The 16,065-nt window shown below is 38.8% G+C and carries 8 protein-coding genes; 6 read left to right on the top strand and 2 right to left on the bottom strand.

Annotated features, from left to right (window positions below; genetic code table 11):
• Positions 1-9: 9 nt before the first annotated feature.
• Positions 10-4,035, top strand: coding sequence for a cache domain-containing protein (locus tag NPE20_RS06030; protein WP_256537709.1), 4,026 nt, complete (start codon positions 10-12; stop codon positions 4,033-4,035).
• A 7-nt stretch (positions 4,036-4,042) separates the two neighbouring features.
• Here NPE20_RS06030 and NPE20_RS06025 read toward each other — a convergent pair whose 3' ends face one another.
• Complete coding sequence (locus tag NPE20_RS06025) at positions 4,043-4,768, bottom strand: response regulator transcription factor (protein ID WP_256537708.1); 726 nt, start codon at positions 4,766-4,768, stop codon at positions 4,043-4,045.
• Positions 4,769-5,065: 297 nt separating this feature from the next.
• On the opposite strand from NPE20_RS06025, the gene NPE20_RS06020 reads away from it, so the two are divergent.
• Positions 5,066-5,305, top strand: coding sequence for a hypothetical protein (locus NPE20_RS06020; protein WP_256537707.1), 240 nt, complete (start codon positions 5,066-5,068; stop codon positions 5,303-5,305).
• Here the strand turns inward: NPE20_RS06020 and NPE20_RS06015 are convergent.
• A complete protein-coding gene (locus NPE20_RS06015) occupies positions 5,302-7,131 on the bottom strand; it encodes a DNA topoisomerase 3 (RefSeq protein ID WP_256537706.1) in 1,830 nt (609 codons plus the stop codon). The genes NPE20_RS06020 and NPE20_RS06015 overlap by 4 nt on opposite strands.
• A gap of 310 nt (positions 7,132-7,441) precedes the next feature.
• On the opposite strand from NPE20_RS06015, the gene NPE20_RS06010 reads away from it, so the two are divergent.
• The 4 genes from NPE20_RS06010 (at position 7,442) to NPE20_RS05995 (ending at position 16,008) form a co-directional block, all read left to right on the top strand.
• Positions 7,442-9,934, top strand: a complete 2,493-nt coding sequence (locus NPE20_RS06010; protein WP_256537705.1) for a Kelch repeat-containing protein — start codon at positions 7,442-7,444, stop codon at positions 9,932-9,934.
• A 338-nt stretch (positions 9,935-10,272) separates the two neighbouring features.
• Positions 10,273-13,314 (top strand): SusC/RagA family TonB-linked outer membrane protein, encoded by a 3,042-nt coding sequence (locus NPE20_RS06005; RefSeq protein WP_256537704.1) that lies wholly within the window; start codon positions 10,273-10,275, stop codon positions 13,312-13,314.
• Positions 13,315-13,325: 11 nt separating this feature from the next.
• The gene (locus NPE20_RS06000; protein ID WP_256537703.1) at positions 13,326-15,239 is read left to right on the top strand and encodes a RagB/SusD family nutrient uptake outer membrane protein; all 1,914 of its coding nucleotides are present in this window, start codon (positions 13,326-13,328) and stop codon (positions 15,237-15,239) included.
• A gap of 10 nt (positions 15,240-15,249) precedes the next feature.
• Positions 15,250-16,008 carry a DUF3823 domain-containing protein gene (locus NPE20_RS05995; protein ID WP_256537702.1) on the top strand — a complete coding sequence of 253 codons (759 nt, stop codon included), beginning with the start codon at positions 15,250-15,252 and terminating at the stop codon, positions 16,006-16,008.
• The last annotated feature ends 57 nt before the right edge of the window (positions 16,009-16,065 follow it).

Here is a 16,065-nt window from a genome sequence, read left to right as displayed (position 1 = left end):
CAAACCAGCATGAAAAGCTTTTTCACGTTTAGCAAAAACCAGGTCGTAGTATTGGTTACAGTACTGTTTGTAATTATATTGGGCAGTTTATACTTTTTCATTTATATCCCCAACAACCAAAAACGTTTAGAAGAACAGCGTTTTAGGTGCCTGCAAAATATTGAGAAAAATATACATGCTAAAATTAATAACTCAATAGCATTGCTGAACAACATACTAATTACCTATGAGCGAAATTCGCCGGCATATGATACCAGCAGGCTTAATAAGTATATAGCCAATTATCCGCGTAAGAACTTTATACTACTCCCCGTAGAAAAAATGGCACCCGCTAAAAACGGTAAACCATTTTCTGATAGCACCAGTATTCTAAATTTTAACAGAAAGGAGCTTATTATCTACTTAAGGAAGGGGCAGTACCAGGTTGGGCTTAGATATACCATTAGTCAGTTTATTGAGCAGTTGCTTGTGCGTAAGATATTCGACGAATATATTCTGTTAAAAGATGGCAAAATCATATATCAAACCTTCCCAAGCGGCGTAACTGCCATAGCTACAGATTCTTTACAAACCGATAAAAGTACTTTCTTAAAGGGCCATGTTAAAAGTACCCACATGAGTGGTATAGATTATAAGCTTTTTGCCCAGCAATTAAGTCTGAATGAAGATTCTGTACTTACTATGACCGGTTTGGTAACAAACAGCAATTACAAGTTTGAGCGTACAAAACTTCCCCAAAGTATTGTGCTCCTGCTTTTGATATCAGCAATGGGGGTTATAGTGGCAATGCCTTGGATAAAGCTCTATCAAATGGGTAACCAGGACAGGCTCACCGTAATGGATGGTATGTTTTCGTTCGCTGTTTCAATGCTTTTTATGTCGCTCATATTCTTTTCCTTTTTTAAGTACAATACTTTTTTTAAGCCTGTAATGAGCTATTCTGAGATTGTTAAGAAGAATTTGGCTGATAAAATTGAGGAACGATATATAGCTGAACTTAACAAAACGTATAATTTGCTGAATGAGCTTGACACCCTTAGGCGCGATTCAAAATTTACTTTTGATCTGAAAAACCTTGGTAAAAAAAACATAGCCAAAACAGATTCTGATAGTACCCGGCTTAATAATAAATATGGCAAAACGTTAGATTCGGTTTTTCAGGTATTTGATCTTAATAAGGTTTATTGGATACAAGCAAATGGATTGGAAGTAAACAACTGGTCGGCCTTGTATGACAGTTCGCCATCGGGGAATTTCGGCGAAAGAGATTATTTTAAAAGCATAGTTGCCGGCAAAACCTATTTCATGGCCAATCAACTAAGCAAGCCATATTATGTAGACCAGATAGTATCATGGACGAGCGGCAAGTTTACCACTGTTATATCCATTCCATCTGTTAACAAGGATGCTGTTGTGGCTGCCTTAACGGTCAATCTAAAATGCCTTAAACAGCCGGTATTGCCAAAGGGCTTATTCTATTGCATAGTAAATGCGCAAGGTAGGGTGCTTTATCATTCTGATACAACTAAAAATCTTAACGAGAATTTCCTGAGTGAAGTTTTGGATAAACAGAAGTTAAATGGTTTGATTACAAGTCAGGGAAGCGATTTTTTTGAAGCCAGGTATTCGGGAGATGATTATAAGTTTTACGCCAGGCCTATTCAAAATCTGCCTTACTATGTGCTTGTATTTGAGAGTACATCGTTTAAAAACATGAGAGATATTAAAATATTCTCTTTTAGCTTTTATATGCTCATCGCCTTTTTTCTGATCCTCATTGTTCAACTGCTACTCATATTTATTCTTTGCAGAAAGCAATCCTTTTTTGAAAAACAGTATTTTGATATCTCATGGATACGACCAGATTCGCGCTACCATCATCAATACAATTTGGCAATAGTTTTAAACATTATAAACATACTACTGCTCATTATATTTTATAATATAACCAGCTTCTTACAATTTTTTTTCATACTGTTATTCTCGGCAACGGCCGTTACCTTGTTTTTAAATATTCTTTATTCAGACAGTTATAGAAAACTAGAGCCGTTAAAATATTCTGAAAAGAGAAAAGGGAATGCTGCCTTGCTAACCATAATTATAGTTATAAACTTTATTGCTTTGATCATGATACAGGGTCAGGCGTTACTGTTTTTATTGTTTGAGGCGGTATTGATAGGTATTTCATGGGGTTTTGTAAAAATATCAGTAAGATTATTTGGAGGCTTAAGGCGGATAAAGCACAGGCTTTCGGCAAGTTCCTGGGATTTTAGTTCCAGCTACTCCTTAATGATAGTTACCCGGTTAATTATTACCAGTGGTATACCTGTCGCACTATTTTATACCTCATCATATAACTATAACGAAAGGTTAACATCCAGATACAGGCATACGTTTTTTATGCAAGAAGTTGTAAAAAAGTTGTCGACGCCAAATGACAGTTCGCTTATTAAATTAAAAAACGTTTATACTGACAATGTTTGGATAAAAGATATAAGTATTAATTCAAAAGCCCTTCCGAAACAAGAACCCTCTTATGCCGAGATAAAAACTGCATGGTTATTTAATAATATGAGCTATAACAACCTTGATAAAAGTGGGATAGACGAATTTTATAATAACCATCCAGGAAACTCTTTGATATTCAATAGTTTGTTTGATAGCAAACCTTCATCTACTTCTTATTTGTTGCCATCCGGCAGGTATCTTACACTAACATCCGCCAGATTAAATTATATGCTGCCACACATACTGCCACTAACTAATTATGGTATAATGTATTGGTTCTTGTTTATCATGTCGCTTTTTATTTTTTGGCGGATATTGCATCTTATCATTCGTAAATTATTTGCCTTAAACCTTCCAAAGGAGTCTGGCTGGCAAGATATTGATCAGGTACTTTTAACAAACTCTAAGCTAAATTCATTGCTGTTTATAATTGGCTCTCCAGGTTCAGGTAAGTTGGAAAAAATTAAACAATTGATAGCCGGTAAAAAGATTTACGGAAAAGATGGAAAAATTGCTGTGCTTAATGAAAGCGATAACTCATTAGGGAATGTGTTAGTAGTAGATATGATATTTATTCCCGATAATGAAGAAGCTTTAAAAACCAATTGTGATTGGATCAATATATCTAAATTAGCTTTGAATGGAGAATTTTCGCTTATAATAGTTAACCACTTTGAATATGATATACAAAGCGCTTTAACCAACTCTATAAAGCTGAACTTCTTGGAAAATTTGCTGCAGAAGAACAGAGGCAAAATATTTATCACCTCTACTGTGCACCCGGTAAACTTTCTTGAATCGCTTAATGAAAGAACTTTACGACAAGCTGATGGAAGAAAGCCCGAACATGACCTGGAAAGATGGCATGTACTATTAGGGCATTTTAAGATAATTATAGATAGGCTCGTCACAAGTAACCTGCCTATATCAGATGATTTGGCAGCCTGGAAAAAGGTATTGCTGCAAGAGACCAGCCATACGCACTTCTTAAACAAGATGCAGGAACCACTGGTAACCTCGCTTGAAAAATTAGATGCAATTATGCCCGGTTACCTCGATGGCGATTCCCTTGCTTTTAAAATGCAGGTCACATCCCATTATTTTTACATGTATATATGGCAATCGTTAACAAAGGAAGAAAAGTTTTTGTTATATGACCTGGCCGAAGATAGCCTTGTAAACTCCTATGACGATTATAACCTCACTATGCTGGTAAGCAAAGGGCTAATTATACGAAAAAATGGAGCGTTACATTTATTCAATAAAGGCTTCAGGAATTTTATACTTACTGCTATCGGCACGTCTGAAGCAATGCTGATACGGAAGCAAATTACAGATAACGGTAATTGGAACAAGCTTAAAACACCGTTAATGATATTGATTGTTGCGGTTTTAGCGTTTCTCTTCGCATCGCAACAAGAAACCTATTCAACTATAATTACCTATTTAGGTGTTTTAACAGCAGCATTGCCGGCTGTGCTTAAATTTGTAACTATGTTTGAAAGTAACGGCCAAAAAGCAGCCTAAATAAATTTTATATTATGCTATATGCAGCAGCAAACTTTATCAGATCAATTATTCCTTTAATGTTCAGTTTGTTCAAAATGTTCTTTCTATGGTTATTTACGGTATGTAACGATATAAAAAGCGTATCTGAAATATAACGGCTGTTATACCCATTGGCAATCAGCTTTATTATCTCTTTTTCGCGTTTGGTGAGCAAAAGATATTTAAAGTAATTTTTCTGGGCAAACTCATTTTGCTCACATATAGAATTGATCTTTTTAGATGCGTAGGATATATTATCAACTTCTATGGCAACATTTATTAGTTTGAGGTTTTCGCCGGGGGCAAAGGGAAGGAAAAGCCTTACATTGCTCAAATACCATTTATAATCGCTGTTTTTATCGGGTCTTACCCGTTGAAAGAAGGAATATATAAGTGATGGGTCGCCGAGTTCCAGAAACTTCCTAACCTCGATCTTTAAAATTTCGATCTCTTCGGGCGGGAAAAACATATCAAAATAGGCCGGCCCCAAGCTGTTAAGCTCCTCTTTACAACGCTTTAGTATGCGGCAGCCATTATCGTTCATATACAGGTTTGTAAGTTCATCCAGATCCTGCACCATAACGCTGCCGGGAATTAAATTGCCTACATCCTCTATGTCCAACTCTTTGGTGTCTATTTTGTTATTTAACGAAAATAAAGCGGATTGACAAGCGATATCTTTAGGTAGATTTGCATGTAAACTAATACTCATAGCAATTAGAATTTACAGGTAAAAAAATAAAAATCGCAAGTATTTGATCGGACACGCAGATGGTAGACTGCAAAGCTAAGTTAATGAAAACCCTTTGATTGTATCAATAATTTTACAAAAAAAATATTTTTGTTGTTTTACAACTTAAAGTTGTAGTGCACGGTTCTAACTGATGATGAACGCTTTAGTTTGTATGAGCCTGCAAGTATAAAATAGAATATAATATTATAGGTTTTTTAACGTACTTATTGCTGTATTAGAAACATTAGAGGTTGGGTTCTTACATTTAATTTACCTATGAAATACAGAATAAAATTAGCCGACGGTACTACCCAGTTAATACAGATCACCACCGACTTATACAAAAGCTGGAAAGTATGGAAAGTACAATTTGCAGATGGTAAAGCAGCTATGCTTTTTAAATCGGGCAACGCATGGTTACAAAGAAATGAAGATATCCTGGATAATTATCTTTTAACTACTATAGGTAAATGTATTGACGAGGTAATACTTGGTAAGAACCGTTTAGCGCTTTAGGATACCTTGATCACCATTCCTTTTCCTGCCTGAAGCAATTCTTGCGTAATGGCCCGGGTGTAGGTTTTGATCTCTTCCTGAAATGCACTAACCGAAGCGCCACTTCTTATCTCTTCCAGTCGCTTTTCCCAGTTACCGGTTAGTTCGGCTTGTGCAATTTGCTGATGTTTAACTACTTCATAAACCGCAAGGCCGGTCTCTGTAGGGACCAGGTTTTTCTTTTCTCTTGAAATATAATTGCGTTTTAGCAAGGTTTCTATCATGGCCGCCCTTGTAGCCGGTGTACCCAGGCCGCTATCTTTCATAGCCTGGCGCAGTTCCTCATCATCAATTTCTTTACCCGCTGTCTCTAATGCTTTCAGCAAGCTTGCCTCGTTATATAAAGGCTTTGGCTTGGTTTGTTTCTCTAATAAGGCTTTATCTGTAACAGGAAGGTTTTCACCTTGTGTTACTTTGGGCAGTGTCGCGTTTTCCTCATCCTTTTTTTCCTCATCTTTATCATTGAATACCAAACGCCAACCGGCGGTTTGGATCACAGTACCGCTTGCAATAAATTTAGATCCGGATTGTACAGTGATTTTAGTGATCTCTTTGATACAATCCTGGTGAAAAGCTTCCAGCATCCGTCCCGCCACCATATCATAAATGGCCTGCTGATCAGCTGAAAGCTGGTGGGGTGTTTCGCCGGTAGGCAATATCGCATGGTGATCAGTCACCTTTTTTGCATTAACACTGCGCTTGTTCAATTTGGCACCGGAAAGTAGCGTGGCCTGTTTGCCAAACTCCTTATGATCCATAAACTTGTCAATTAATGCCGGTACACCGGCATACACATCATCACCAATATAACGGCTGCCCGTACGTGGGTAAGTAACCAGCTTGCTTTCATATAGGTTCTGCAGCAAGGTTAGCGTTTGGTCAGCCGTAAAACCTTTGCGTTTGTTGGCCTCTTGTTGTAAACTGCTTAGGTCATGCAATAGCGGAGGTGGTTCTTTACGCGGCTTGGCTTCCACACTTAAAATATGACCTCCTTGTGGGAAACCTAAAGTAACATCTTCTACCAGATCAAGCACTGCCTGTGCTTCTTCTTTAGTTTTAAAGTTTTTTTCAGAAACCGCTTTAAACACTTGCCCATCTTTATCTGGCTGAATACTGACCTGGTAGTAGGTTTGCGGCACAAAATTTTTATTCTCTAAATATCGTGCACAGATCATGGCCAGGGTAGGGGTTTGCACCCTGCCTAACGATAATACCGACCGCGTGCCCGATGATAAACTGAGCGCCTGTGTGGCGTTCATTCCCACCAACCAGTCGGATTGTGAACGGCAATGCGCAGAATTGAACAGTGCATCATAATCTGAACCCGGCTTTAGGTTACGAAATCCCTCTTTTATCGCTGCATCAGTTTGCGAAGAGATCCATAATCGTTTAAATGGTTTCTTGCATTTGAGGTAGTAGTAAATGTATCTGAAGATCAGTTCACCTTCCCGCCCGGCATCTGTAGCTACAATGATCTCGGTAGCTTCATCAAATAAGGCCTTAATAATATCCAATTGTTTCCTTACACCGGGGTCTTCCACCATGCCATCCTTGGTTTTTACCTTACGGACGGATAGCTTGAACTTTTGCGGCAGCATGGGCAGGTTCTGTACATTCCAGCCATAATAACCATATTCTTGAGGGGCGGCCAGTTGTAAGAGATGTCCAAAAGCCCAGGTAAAGGTGTAGCCTTTGCCTTCCATATAACCGTCCTTTTTAGTGGTAGCGCCAAACACTTTGGCTATCTCGCGCCCTACCGATGGCTTTTCAGCTATAATTACTTTCATATTGGTTACGGCGAAAGTATGTAAATGGTTTACGCGGCGCAACCTTTGTGGAGAAAACACTGATACCTTCTAAAGCTAAAGATTTGCTATTGGTACATTGGCGAGGCTTATAAAATTGTAAACCAAAGCATTATCAGGCAGATACTGAAAAAGCCATTTCAGCAAAAGAAAACGATTTTTTTCGCCACGAAAAAACATAATTTTGTGGTTGTGCTAAACTTACCTACAATCATCCACTTTTATAATGAGCCTGTATAATAGAATTTTATTACTGTCTAAAACGGTTTGTAAAGCTATTTATATATTAATAATGCTATTGCCCGCATTACAAGGCAACGCACAGGGGCTGCAATTTAACTCAAATGACAGTTTACTAAGTAAACGTACATCGTATGTTGTTTTTGCCGATGATAAACCTACGTTTAATGACCATTTATCAATAAGTTTTGATTTGTCTTTATGGGATAATGATCACTTAGGTTATGTATTTAATATAACCGATACAAAGGGCAACTCTTACAGCCTAACTTATATTTTTAACCATAATGGCTCGCCAACATTAAATTTCAATATTGATAGTAAAAGCAATAAGATTGAGATACCGCTTAATTTAACACAATTAAAAAAGCGGAAATGGATAAGGGTAAAGGCTGATATCAACTTAAAAGCCAATACGGTAAGCTTTTTTGTAAATAACAAATGGTATAAAGCAAAAGACTTTGGTTTTGAAGGTAAAATAACGCCCGAATTAACCTTTGGCAAGAATAAGCATTACTCTGACGTGCCCAATATGGCCATCAAAAATTTGACTATTAATGATGATAGCAAAAAATATTATTTCCCGCTTAACGAGTGGAATGGGCACAACGTGCATACCGGTGATGGGGATGCCGTTGGTTATGTAGATCATCCGGCCTGGCTTATAAATGAATCATACTTTTGGACACCTAAATTTAAACGGACCCTTAATGAAGTAGCAGGATTAAACTTTGATGTAAATCAACAGATGTTGTTTATGTTTAAAAAAGATTCGTTGATACAGTATAACGTACAGGGAGATAATGTAGTAAGTAAACCTTATAATAATAAAATACCCATGACGCTTTTGCTAGGCAAAAGCATAATTAACAATAAACAAAACAAGTGCTATGTTTATGAAGTACAACCGCCAGATTCATTGCATAGCATAGCAGCGCTTGATCTAAGTACTTTAAAATGGGAAGCTGTTGGTAAAGCTTTAATAAAGCAACAAAGGCACCACCACAATATATTTTTTGATAAAGATCAAAACAACATTTACCTTTTTGGCGGATATGGTTCGTTCTCTTATCATAAAGATTTCTTTAAATATCAACAAACTACAGATAGCTGGGAAAAGGTATTGTTTACCGGCGATACAATATCCCCACGCTTTTTTTCGGGGAGCAGCCAGGCCGATGAAAACAACGAAGTTTACATATTTGGTGGTTATGGTAATCAATCGGGCAATCAAATTATTGGAGGGAAGCATTTTTATGACCTTTACAGAATTAATTTAACCACCCGTGTTATTAAAAAATGTTGGGAAATAAGCCCCGACGAAGAACCTTTTGTTTCGGCTAATAATCTGATCCTGTCAAAAGATAAAAAGTTTTTCTATGCGTTATGTTATCCACACGAAAAGCCAAAAACTAATTTAAGGCTTTATAAATTCTCTGTTAAAGATGGTTCGTACGAAATAGTTAGCGGCACTATACCGGTTGCTTCAGAACGGATCGAAAGTGATTTTAATTTATTTTTTAATCCAAAGCAGGATGAGTTTTTTTGCGCGACCCAGGAGTTTACTTCTCCGTTGCAATCTACCGTCAAGATCTATGCCCTTACATCCCCGCCGGTAAGCCAGCAGGCTTATTTAAGCTCGCAGCAAACGAGTACAAGCCGGTTTAACGGTGCCTATAAATATCTAATCGCCTTTGTAATACTTATATGCGGGGCTGTGTGGTACTTCATAAAAAGACCAAAACCGAAAGCTGATACACTAAAGGCTGACGATGAAATAGTACCCGACTTTTATACCAAGAAAAAAGAAGCAGATATAAAACCCAATGCTGTTTATTTATTAGGAGAGTTTATTGTATTTAATAAAAACGGGAAGGATATTACTTACCTGTTTAGCCCCAAGATAAAACAACTATTCATTTTAATATTGTTAAATAGCAAAGATGCACATGGTGTTGTTTCTAAAAAAATATCTACCATACTATGGCCTGATAAGGAGGTTGTAAAAACAAAAAACATAAAAGGGGTTACAATTAATCACCTCAGAAATATAATTGCCGATATTGAGGGCGTCGAACTCAGCTTTTTAAACGATACCTACTGTTTTAAATTAAGTGAAAGTTTTTTTTGTGACTATTTTACTGTAACCGATGCCATTAATCAAATTCATGATCACAATATCACAGCAGAACAATTTATAACAGATCAATTTGATTTGTTTGCACGTGGAGGGCTTTTACAATACGTACCCGAAACCTGGCTGGATGATGCCAAGCTGAGTTTTGAAGAATCGCTTATGCCGGTAATTTTACCCGAAATAAAAAAGCTATACGAAAATGGCGATTACAAAAAAGCTTTGGATGTATGCCGCGTGGTACTAAATATCGATCCTTTTAATGATATCGCCTTAAAATATAAACTTAAGTCGCTCAGGCGGATCAAGGGAATTGATTACGCCAAAAAAGTTTACGACGAATTTGTAACTGAGTACCAAAAATCAATGGGCAGTGAATATCCGGTTCACTTCGAAAAGATCTGCAAATAATCATCCCAAACAATCTTCATTGCCTTAACGGCGAATACACCTGTTTATTTCTTAAAAAAGTGGTTAATAAATAACGGTTAATGAATTATTAACTGTATTAACCCCTTTTTTAACCCTCCTTTTAATACACCTCAGTTTATACTTGTGTGCCGGTAAAGTAATTGTAAATGGCTTAACCAATCCTAATACAATGTTACCGGAGTAATTATAAACCAGTTTAAACCAAATTACTTATGGATGAAATTTTTACCAATTATGGTGGATGCCATGGCATTCGCTATGGTGTGAAAATCAAAAGGATGGTACATTATTGTATTATATCTTTTTTGTTTTTACTCATGTGCAATTCAGCTTTTGCACAAACCAAAACTATTACCGGGGTAGTATCTGATAATGCCGGGCCGTTACCGGGCGTATCTGTATCAATTAAAGGAACCACAACAGGTATTGTAACAGATGTTAATGGAAAGTTTTCGTTAAATGTAGCCTCGGGCCAAACACTTTTATTTTCGTTTTTAGGGTACACCCCACAAGAGGTAGTAGTTAATACTCAGGAGACCTTAAACATAAAGCTGGCACAAAGCTCTTCTTCATTAAACGAAGTTGTAGTTGTAGGTTATGGTACGCAAAAGAAAGTTACGGTTACGGGCTCTATCGCTTCGGTTAACAATAGCGAAATTGTCACAACCAAAAACGAGAACGTTTTAAACTCGCTTACCGGTAAAGTAGCGGGTTTGCGTGTGGTTCAAAACTCGGCAGAGCCCGGTTCATTTAATAACTCATTTAGCATTCGCGGTTTTGGCGATCCGTTGGTAGTTATTGACGGCGTTCCGCGGGATAATATTACCCGCCTTGATCCTAATGATATAGAAAGTGTATCAGTACTAAAAGATGCATCTGCAGCTATATATGGTGTACGTGCCGCCAACGGTGTAATATTAGTTACCACCAAAAAAGGTAAGAAAGGATCGCTTGAGCTTAATTACTCGGGTACATATGGCTACCAGGTTCCTTCCGGCTTGCCAAAAGCAGTAGGCGCAATTGATTTTATGACATTGGTTAATGAGCAATTGCTGCATAATGTAAATGGCGGCCAGGTGAAATATTCTGACGCTGATTTTGAAGCTTACCGAAATGGCAGCAGAGTAAGCACTGATTGGTACACACCTGTAATTAAAGACCGCGTACCGCAATCACAACATAACTTAAATGCCACTGGTGGTAACGAGAATACCAATTACTTTATTAGTATGGGTATTACTAACCAGGCGGGCTTTTTACGCAGTGATGATCTTAATTACAAAAGATATAACCTGCGGTCGAACATATCTACCAGGATAAATAAAAACCTTACTGTAGATCTTAACATCAATGGTACTATGGATCAAAAGAACCAGCCATACCAGGATGCATGGTGGATAATCAGATCATTCTGGAGGCAGGTGCCAACACAATCTATCTATGCCAATAACAACCCCGATTATTTTAATAACGGGCAAGTTGATGGTACAAACCCCGTTGCCCTTGCAGATGCCGATGTTAACGGCTACAGGGTATATAATAATAAGTGGTTCCAATCGCAGGTGTCTGCCACCTATAATGTACCCTTTGTACCGGGATTAAGTGCTAAAGGTTTATTCAGTTACGACTATTACAACTCAAGTAACAGGATCTATCAGAAATCATATAATCAATATAATTATGATGCTAATACAGACAGTTACGGGGCAGTGCCTAATCAAACACCTGCTACGTTTAGGCGGGAATTTTTTGAAAGGCCAAGTACTTTAACACAGTTCTCTCTTAACTATGATCATTCTTTTGGCAATCATAATATAACCGGCTTGTTGTTATATGAAGAGAGCAATCGCCAGCAGGACAACTTTTATGCCCAGCGCGAACTTGCTTTAGCGGTTGATCAATTGTTTTCTGGCAGCAGTACAAATCAGATAGGTTCAGCTAACTCGGGCGATATTTATAATTATGTAAATAAATCTATTGTAGGCCGTGTTAATTATAATTACAAATCAAAATATCTTGCTGAGTTTAGCTTCAGGAATGATGGTTCTTCAAGGTTTTCGCCAACTAAACAATGGGGCTTTTTCCCGGCCGGATCTATAGGTTGGAGAATTTCGCAGGAAGAATTCTGGAAAAACTCATCAGCCCTATCATTTATTGACGACCTGAAGTTTAGGGCATCTTACGGAAAAGTTGGTGATGACTCAGCTTTAGCTTATCAGTTTTTAACAGGTTATCGTTATCCGGCTAATGGCTCAAATAATCAATTGCCTCCGGGTTCTGTTTTCGATGGCACATTTGTAAATGGCGCGCAGAGCTTAGGCATAGCCAACTCTAACTTAACCTGGTTTAATGCCGAAACATATAACGTTGGTTTCGATCTTGAAGCATGGAAAGGATTGTTAGGCGCAACTTTTAACGTTTTCAGGCGCGATAGGTCTGGGTTATTAGGTACCCAGGCATTAAGCTTGCCAAGCGTTGTCGGTGCAGATCTTCCGCAAGAGAATTTAAACAGCGACAGGACCCAGGGTTTTGAGATAGAACTGAATCACCGCAATCATATTGGTGCCTTTAATTACTTTGTAAAAGGAAACCTTGCTTTCAGCCGTACCAAAAACCGCACAGTTGTACAGGCCCGCGCAGGTAACTCGCAACTTAACTGGCATAATAACCAGAGCGACCGATGGAATAATATTTATTGGGGCTATGGGGCTGCCGGCCAGTATCAAAACTATCAGGATATATTAAACAATACACAGTTTACATCCCGCAACGCGGTAGTAGGCGATTACAGGTATGAGGATTGGAACGGCGACGGACAAATAACCGGCGATGATGTACACCCTATAGCTTATAACAGCGCGCCTTTAACCACGTTTGGCTTAACGCTTGGCGGTTCGTACAAAGGGTTTGATTTTAATACATTATGGCAAGGTGCAACAAATGTAACCGTGTCATATATTGAGCAATTGAACATACCGCTTTGGGGCGGAGGCAGCGCGTTGAGTCAGTTTATGGACAGGTACCACCCAGCCGACCCTAATGCCGACCCTTACAATCCAAATACCGTATGGGTGCCGGGTGCATATGCCCTTACAGGTACTACTGCCGATGTTAATTCCATGTTCAACATACAGGATGCCTCATACGTAAGGTTAAAATCTGCAGAACTGGGTTACAGCATACCATCAAATTTTGCAAAAAGGATAGGTATAAAAGGAGCCAGGATATTTGTGAACGGTTATAACATCGTAACCTTCACAGGTTTAAAATACCTTGATCCGGAGCACCCGTCAAGCACCTATGGTTACTTGTATCCACTCAACAAAACGTTTTCATTAGGCGTAAATGTTAAGTTATAAAATTTAAGATCATGAAAAAAATTACATATACAGTATTATGCTTTTTGGTTTGCTGGACAACAGCATGTAAAAAGCTCGATGTACCTCCAATTAATATAGTTCAGGATAAAGACGTCTTTACAAGTCCGGGTGGTATACAGGCTTATATGGCCCGTATTTACAGCGAATTGCCAATTGAAGACTTTAGATATTCGCCACAAAGAGGGTTAAATTTCTTTTGGATAATAAGCCCGTTCAGTGCCGTTAGCGGCGAAGCTTTAAGCAGGGATCAGTCAAGCGCGATGCAGGAAAATGTAGATGAATCGCCATGGGGTGATTGCTATAAATTAATAAGGGATGTTAATTATTTTTTAGAAAACATGCCTAAATATGCCGCCACTTACACACCTGCCGAAGTTAATTCGTGGATGGGCGAGGCCCGATTTATACGTGCGGCAACCTATTTTGCATTAGTGAAACGCTATGGCGGTGTACCTATTGTTGATAAGGTATTGCAATTCCCTACATCAAATGTTGATGATTTAAATATAGCCCGTTCATCAGAAGAAGAAGTTTACGATTTTATAGCTACCGACCTTGATTACGCTTACGCAAATTTAAGCGAATCTAACCAAGTGGGCCGTGCTAATAAATACGTAGCAGCCGGTTTTAAATCAAGGGCAATGCTTTATGCGGGTTCTATTGCTAAATATAACCAGATATCTCTGGTAGATGCTGGTGGTAAAAGGGTATGCGGTATACCTTCAACCAAGGCTGTAACTTATTTTAAAGCTGCTTATGATGCTGCTTTGTTATTAGAAAATAAGTACAGCCTGTACAAAAAAGCCTGGGCAGCAGGTGACAAGGACGCTCAATATCAAAACTATGTTAACCTGTTTTTTGATGAGACCAGCCCCGAGAACATCTTTGTAAGGCAATATCATTATCCCGAGTCTGTACATGGGTACGATGCATACAATGTTCCAAGGCAGTTAATGGGTGCTAACGGCTACTCTGCCGAGGTTAACCCTACCTTAAACTTTGTTGAAATGTTCGATGGCATCCCTAAAAATGCCGACGGAACTATTAAAACAACAACAGCAGGCAAGTATGATCTGTATACAAACACTGTTGATCTGTTTGCTAATGCCGAACCAAGGTTAAGGGCAACTGTTATTTTGCCGGGCGATGTATTTAAAGGTCAAAGCATCGAGATCCGCCGGGGAATTTACACAGGTAGCTCTGCAGGTGGTATAAGCCCGCTGCTGCCGGCCGGTTCAACCGCTAACTATCCAACCGCCAATATTGTGCAATCATCAAACGCAAGCCAAACACCATACAACCTACCTGGTGGCGGAACAATGAACCCCGCAGGTTTAAGCGGCGTGTTTACCGGCGATGGAACAGCCGCTATATCAGGCTTTTCGGTCCGTAAACTCCTGGTGCCAGATAAACCCACTTCAGAGGTTCTGGAAAATCGTTCAGATCAAACCTGGATCGAGATGCGCTATGCGGAAGTACTGTTAAACCGCGCCGAGGCAGCTTATGAACTGAACGCACTTGGCCAAAATGATAAACCTTATCTGCAAGATGCCTTTACGGCAACAAATCAGATCCGTGAAAGGGCAGGCGCAACCATGTTGGCCAGCGCGGCAGATCTGACAAGCGTTAACGTAATCCGTATCGAAAGAAGGAAAGAATTAGGTTTTGAGAATAAAACCTGGTGGGATATGAGAAGGTGGAGAGTTGCCGATAAAGAACAAAATTCGACCATTTACAGGGTTTTAATGCCATTCTACTCTGCAAACGATAAAAAGTACTTCTTTGATGCACGTACCGATGAAAGGAACTCGCGCTACACATTTGATGTGCGCTGGTATTATGAGCAAATCCCTAACGGCGAGATCCAAAAAAGTCAAAAATTAATACAAAACCCAGGTTATTAATATTACGAGAATGAAAAAGATATTCTATATGATAGCGATCTGCATAGTTGCCGTGGCCGGCAGCTCTTGCAGTAAATTAGATAATTACCCGGACCCTACCGAAACCCTTACCGGCAGCGTTATTGACGCGGGTACAAATAAAACCTTACAAACCGAAAATGGGGGAGGTGGAACAAGAATAAAGCTGATAGAAATTAGCTGGAGCGATAACCCCACACCTTTTTATATCAGTTCTATGCAAGATGGTACATTTAACTACACCAAGTTATTTGCCGGGAAAAATGTTATAAGTGCCGAGGGCGCGTTTGTGCCCCTGGTGCAAACAGATGCAAGCGGGGCGACCATTGTTGATAAAAGCCAAACAGTTGATATTAAGGGTACAACAAACGTTAATTTTTCTGTAGACCCCTTTTTAAGGATCGAATGGATCGGTGAGCCGGTGTTGAATGCAGATGGTACCATAACCGCATCATTTAAATTTACCCGTGGTACAACTGATCCAAACTTTCAGCAGGACATAACTGACGTACACCTGTTTGTAAATTCAAACAAGTTTGTTGGCAATAACAATTTCGATAATCGTTACTCGCCGCAAATTGATTACAATGGCTCAGACGCGAACGCGCAAGTAGGGCAAACCATAACATTAACCACAAAGGGTGGCCCACTGCCCACGAAAAGAGAATACTTTTTAAGAGTTGGAGCCAGAACTAATTATGGGCTCAAATATTACAATTATACAGATGTTAAAACTGTAACTGTTCCTTAGGATACCCTATTACCACCTGCTTAAGAACATTAATGTTCTTAAGCAGGATTATATAAA

The sequence above is a fragment of the Mucilaginibacter aquariorum genome (genome assembly GCF_024498135.1).
In the GTDB taxonomy this organism is placed as follows: Bacteria; Bacteroidota; Bacteroidia; order Sphingobacteriales; family Sphingobacteriaceae; genus Mucilaginibacter; species Mucilaginibacter aquariorum.
This window is presented reverse-complemented; position numbering and strand designations above follow the sequence as displayed.

Excerpts from the sequence above, each read along its gene's own strand:
- NPE20_RS06030 (WP_256537709.1), top strand. The coding sequence starts at position 10 with ATGAAAAGCTTTTTCACGTTTAGCAAAAACCAGGTCGTAGTATTGGTT.
- NPE20_RS06025 (WP_256537708.1), bottom strand. The coding sequence starts at position 4,768 with ATGAGTATTAGTTTACATGCAAATCTACCTAAAGATATCGCTTGTCAA.
- NPE20_RS06020 (WP_256537707.1), top strand. The coding sequence starts at position 5,066 with ATGAAATACAGAATAAAATTAGCCGACGGTACTACCCAGTTAATACAG.
- NPE20_RS06015 (WP_256537706.1), bottom strand. The coding sequence starts at position 7,131 with ATGAAAGTAATTATAGCTGAAAAGCCATCGGTAGGGCGCGAGATAGCC.
- NPE20_RS06010 (WP_256537705.1), top strand. The coding sequence starts at position 7,442 with ATGCTATTGCCCGCATTACAAGGCAACGCACAGGGGCTGCAATTTAAC.
- NPE20_RS06005 (WP_256537704.1), top strand. The coding sequence starts at position 10,273 with ATGTGCAATTCAGCTTTTGCACAAACCAAAACTATTACCGGGGTAGTA.
- NPE20_RS06000 (WP_256537703.1), top strand. The coding sequence starts at position 13,326 with ATGAAAAAAATTACATATACAGTATTATGCTTTTTGGTTTGCTGGACA.
- NPE20_RS05995 (WP_256537702.1), top strand. The coding sequence starts at position 15,250 with ATGAAAAAGATATTCTATATGATAGCGATCTGCATAGTTGCCGTGGCC.